Raw genomic sequence first — 5,383 nt, forward strand, 5'->3', positions numbered from 1 at the left:
AAGGCGAAGAAAAGCCTGCCGGTGAAGAGGCTGCGCCTCTCGAGAATGCTGCCGAATAAGCAGCATCTGCAAATCACATCGCGATTGAAAAACTCCGGCTTGCCGGAGTTTTTTGTTTTCGGCGATCCTTCGCATTCTCCGGCTTTATTGGACTGGCGAATTGACACCTGTCAGGTAGACCGAAAATTTCCCGATACGGTAGATTCACTCCCCTTTAAACCGATGAAAACGCCTCCCATATTCGTGCAGGAAGGATAAAACCGCATTGTCGGTGCCGACCAGCGAGAGGCGACGGGCGTGAAATCTCTTCAACACGGCTGTCGTAGCGGGGCTTGCCTTTTGAGGGAGCCTCAACCCTAACACCCGGAGCCGTGCCGAAAGCGGGCGGACCGGTCTATGGAGGTTCGACTATGAATATTGAAAAATACTCCGAGCGCGTTCGCGGTTTTCTGCAATCGGCGCAAACCTTTGCGCTTGCCGAAAACCATCAGCAGTTTTCGCCCGAACATGTTCTGAAGGTTCTGCTTGATGACGAGCAGGGCATGGCGGCATCACTCATTGAGCGCGCCGGCGGCAACGCCGAGGAAGCGCGGCTCGCCAATGACGCGGCCCTTGCGAAGTTGCCGAAGGTTTCCGGCGGTAACGGCGGCCTTGCGCTGACTGCACCGCTTGCTAAGGTTTTCTCCACTGCTGAAGACCTTGCGAAGAAGGCCGGCGACAGTTTTGTCACCGTCGAGCGTCTTCTGCAGGCGCTTGCAATCGAAAGCTCTGCGTCCACCTCGGCTTCCCTGAAGAAGGCGGGTGCGACCGCACAGGCGCTTAACCAGGTCATCAATGACATTCGCAAGGGCCGCACGGCTGACAGCGCCAACGCCGAACAGGGCTTCGATGCGCTGAAGAAGTTCGCGCGCGACCTGACGGAAGAAGCCCGCGAAGGCAAGCTCGACCCTGTTATCGGTCGCGACGACGAGATTCGCCGCACCATTCAGGTCCTGTCGCGCCGCACCAAGAACAACCCCGTTTTGATCGGTGAACCAGGCGTCGGTAAAACAGCCATCGCGGAGGGCCTTGCGCTGCGCATCGTCAATGGCGACGTGCCTGAAAGCTTGAAAGACAAGAAGCTGATGGCGCTCGATATGGGCGCGTTGATCGCCGGCGCAAAATATCGCGGTGAGTTCGAGGAGCGCCTGAAGGCTGTCCTTAATGAGGTGCAGGCCGAAAATGGCGGCATCATCCTGTTCATCGACGAGATGCACACGCTTGTCGGTGCCGGCAAGGCGGATGGCGCCATGGATGCGTCCAACCTGCTCAAGCCCGCTCTTGCCCGTGGTGAGCTGCACTGCGTGGGCGCCACAACGCTCGATGAATACCGCAAGCACGTCGAAAAGGATCCGGCCCTTGCCCGCCGGTTCCAGCCCGTGTTGGTGGACGAGCCGACCGTTGAGGACACGATCTCGATCCTGCGCGGGTTGAAGGAAAAATACGAACAGCACCACAAGGTCCGCATCTCGGATTCGGCCCTGGTTGCGGCTGCGACGCTTTCCAACCGTTACATCACTGATCGGTTCTTGCCTGATAAGGCAATCGACCTGATGGACGAGGCCGCCTCGCGTCTTCGGATGCAGGTGGATTCGAAGCCGGAGGAACTGGACGAACTGGATCGCCGCATCATTCAGTTGAAGATCGAACGCGAAGCCCTGAAGCAGGAAACTGACCAGTCCTCCGCTGATCGCCTGAAGAAGCTGGAAGACGAGCTGGCGGATACGGAAGAAAAGGCGGATGCGCTGACGGCCCGCTGGCAGGCGGAAAAGCAGAAGCTCGGCCACGCCGCCGATCTTAAGAAGCGGCTGGATGAGGCCCGCAACGAACTGGCGATTGCTCAGCGCAACGGTCAGTTTCAGCGGGCCGGCGAGTTGACCTATGGCATCATTCCTGGCCTCGAAAAGGAACTGGCTGCGGCGGAAGCCCGCGACAGCAGCGGTGCCGGCTCGATGGTGCAGGAAGTTGTCACGGCCGACAACATCGCTCATGTCGTGTCCCGCTGGACCGGCATCCCGGTCGATAAGATGCTCGAAGGCCAGCGCGAAAAGCTGCTGCGCATGGAAGACGAACTTGCCAAGTCCGTTGTCGGGCAGGGCGAGGCCGTTCAGGCGGTGTCCAAGGCGGTTCGCCGTTCGCGTGCCGGCCTGCAGGATCCCAACCGGCCGATCGGTTCGTTCATCTTCCTCGGCCCGACGGGCGTGGGCAAGACCGAGCTGACCAAATCGCTGGCCCGCTTCCTGTTCGACGACGAAACCGCGATGGTTCGCCTCGACATGTCGGAATATATGGAGAAGCACTCCGTTGCCCGGCTGATCGGCGCGCCTCCCGGCTATGTCGGTTATGAAGAGGGTGGGGCGCTCACGGAAGCGGTTCGCCGCCGGCCCTATCAGGTCGTGCTGTTTGACGAGATCGAAAAAGCGCATCCGGATGTCTTCAACGTCCTGCTGCAGGTGCTGGATGATGGCCGTCTGACGGATGGCCAGGGCCGCACCGTCGATTTCAAGAACACCATCATCATCATGACCTCGAACCTCGGTTCGGAATTCATGACGCAGATGGGCGACAATGACGATGTGGATTCGGTTCGTGAACTGGTGATGGAGCGGGTTCGGTCGCATTTCCGGCCGGAATTCCTCAACCGTATCGACGATATCATCCTGTTCCATCGCCTGCGGCGCGACGAAATGGGTGCGATCGTGGAAATCCAGTTGAAGCGTCTCGTTTCGCTGCTTGGCGATCGCAAGATTTCGCTCGAACTGGATGAGGATGCCCGAACCTGGCTTGCCAACAAGGGTTACGATCCTGCCTATGGCGCTCGACCGCTGAAGCGGGTGATCCAGAAATCCGTTCAGGACCGGCTCGCCGAGATGATCCTCGGTGGCGAAATTCCTGATGGTTCGCGGGTCAAGGTCACGTCGGGAACCGATCGGCTGCTGTTCAAGGTCAAGCCCGCGAAGGGTGAGGCCGAGACCGAAACCGCCGATGCGGCATAAAACGGGAGGGCTCCGGAAACGGAGCCCTTTTCGCATGGTCGTTTCTGACGATCTCAGATTTCTCGCGGATTAGCGGCTCGCTACCTGCTTATTTTTCTCATCGATATTCAGCAGATTGTCGATGCGCTTTCTCTCGTCTGAGAAACGCGCCAGAGCCTCGCCGGAAAGCGACTTGCCGCCTGGCAGGCGGACTTTCATGGCATCCACCTTGGTGCCGTTGACGATCAACTCGTAATGCAGATGGGCACCGGTAGAAAGCCCGGTCGACCCCACATAACCAATGACCTGCCCCTGCCGCACCTTGGAGCCTTCGGTCACCCCCTTGGCGATGGCGCTCTGGTGGTTATAGGAGGATACATAGCCGTTGGCGTGACGGATCAGCGTCTGGTTGCCGTAACCGGAGGCCCAGCCGGCCTTTTCCACGGTGCCGTTACCCGTCGCGATGATCGGGGTCCCGCGCGGTGCGGCCCAATCGGTGCCGGTATGCATGCGACTGAACTTCAGGACGGGGTGGCGGCGCATGCCGAAACCTGATGTCATGCGGCCGTTCGGGACGGGGTTGCGCAACAGGAACTGGCGGATGCTTTTGCCGTTCTCATCGAAATAATCGATGCTGTTGTCATCCGAATTCTGGAACCGGTAAAACCGGGTCTCGTTGTCGCCGAATTTGGCGTTGACGTAGAGTAGCTCGGATTTGTCCGTCGCCATGCCGTTCGCGTCTTCTACGGAAAAGAAGGCCTCGAGCGTATCGGTTGGCTTAAGCTGCGCCTGAAAATCAACGCTGCTGGCAAGAAGCTTGATAAGTTGGGAAACCATGCTCTGGTTCATGCCATAAGCGAGCGCCGCCCGGTAAACGCCATCATAGACACTGGGCAGGTCGCGGCCAGCGGCCGGGGCAGGCGTGCTGTCGAAGGCGCTTGCAACTGCATCCAGCTTGGGCGGCTCGCTTGCCTTGATGAACCGCTGGTGGTCATCGATCGCCATGGTGACCATGTGGCGGCCCTTGCGGTATAGGCTCACGCGCACGATATCGCTTTTCTCGTCTTCCTGGATAATGCCGACGCGCAGCACGTCGCCACTCTCGACATTGTTCGACTGTATTTCCGGCGAGAGCAGTCCGGCGATTTCGGAGGATTGTGCCTTCGAATAACCGGCGCCGAAGAGCGCGGCTTCGATCGTCTCCGTCTGGCGGGCAGGGATGACGTCGTCGGCATATTCCTTGCTGGGTACAGAGGGTGATTGCGGCGTCGATACAGACATGTTCTGCTCGACAACGCGCGCGGCAAGACCGGCGGTAATATCGACATCGCCGTCATCATTATCGAAACGGCGCGGGTCGATGTAATACAGCGCCGCCACCTGCTCGTTACCGTCAGTCAGGATAGAGCCGTTGGATCGCACGGCCTCTTCAACCTCATCGAAGCTCAGTGAACCCGCAAAAGCATATTTCGAATGCTGAACGGGAAAGGCGACGGTTTTCAGGCTGACTTCGGATTCCACTTCGGAGCCGTAGATCGTGCCAGTGCGGCTCGCTGCCGGGGCGGGCGCGTCCTTGTCGTCGTTGCTGGCAAAGATGTTCAGCGGATCAAAGGCCGGATAGTCTTCCTGCTTGGTGTAGTTGGACGCAAGCGGGATCTTGACGTGAGAAAAGGGGACCTTGCGGACAACTTCCTTGTCCCCCTCGTTAATGACCGTCGATACTTCCATGATCGACCGGTCGGAGGGGCGGGCGGCAATGTTGGGCGCAACAAGGCGCGTACCACGACGGGCGGCTTCCGCCCCGCTATTACCCATATCCGTCTTGGCGAAGGCTTCGGCGGGAATGGCAAGCTGCTGGCGACCGTCAAGAGCGGCAAACAAAGCGACGCCCATCAATATGGAAGAGGTTATGCCGGTGAGAAATGTGCCGGAGAGCCAGCGCAGCGAAATCTCGCGGCGATCGGGTGCACGGCGTCCTTCCGCCAAAATTGGCGGTTCCGTGCCTAGCGACCGGATCACGTTGCGATCCGCAGTCATACCAGCTGTGCCCCGTCGGTCATACGCTCTCCAGAAACTCCAGGCGAAGATGTGCAACTTTCAAAGCCATGAGTCAAATTGCTCGACACATGCAAGACAGATCGCAACACCTCTATAGGGACGCGCGCAGCACCCTTCTCTTAACGCTTCATTAGGAAGCAATTAGCGAGGAACCGGGCTAAAAGAAGGCGCAAGGGTGGTCATGCTTCCGTTGAACACGTTCTGCTGTGCAAAACGGTCGCCGATTGGGCGTGGTTTCGGGTCTATCGGTCCGCGGTCGCGAAAATATATAAGGAAATCAATAGGAAGACGGATTTCTCGATTTTTTCGAT

2 protein-coding genes and 1 pseudogene are annotated in these 5,383 nt (G+C 58.7%); 2 read left to right on the forward strand and 1 reads right to left on the reverse strand.

The window, feature by feature from the left end:
- Positions 1–258, forward strand: a pseudogene (locus ACUTJJ_RS24585) (hypothetical protein); the annotation flags it as partial.
- Positions 259–410: 152 nt separating this feature from the next.
- On the forward strand, positions 411–3,035 hold the full coding sequence (clpB, locus tag ACUTJJ_RS24590) for an ATP-dependent chaperone ClpB (protein WP_445543728.1): 2,625 nt from the start codon (positions 411–413) through the stop codon (positions 3,033–3,035).
- 69 nt (positions 3,036–3,104) lie between these two features.
- Here the strand turns inward: clpB and ACUTJJ_RS24595 are convergent, their stop codons facing one another.
- Positions 3,105–5,051 (reverse strand): M23 family metallopeptidase, encoded by a 1,947-nt coding sequence (locus tag ACUTJJ_RS24595; protein ID WP_445543729.1) that lies wholly within the window; start codon positions 5,049–5,051, stop codon positions 3,105–3,107.
- Between the last annotated feature and the right edge of the window lie 332 nt (positions 5,052–5,383).

The organism is Agrobacterium sp. DKPNP3 (assembly GCF_052686535.1).